We start from the raw sequence: 254 nt of genomic DNA on the forward strand, positions 1-254 counted from the left end.
AGAAAGTATTACCATTACAGGCGCTGAACTTGATACAATTATTTATAATGAAGGTTATAAAAATATTTATAATGAAGGTTATAAAAAACAATTTTGGGCGGCATTTGATGCATTTATTCTCGATAATGCCTCTACAAAATAATACAAAATCTCAACTTCCATTTTGCTCTGTCAAAACGAAGATTTCTATCAGCGACATCGTTCTATAAATATCTTCTATATAATGGATTCCATCTTCTAACCATTCATATGAT

This window comes from Bartonella sp. AP58NXGY, from assembly GCF_042195785.1.
In the GTDB taxonomy this organism is placed as follows: Bacteria; Pseudomonadota; Alphaproteobacteria; order Rhizobiales; family Rhizobiaceae; genus Bartonella.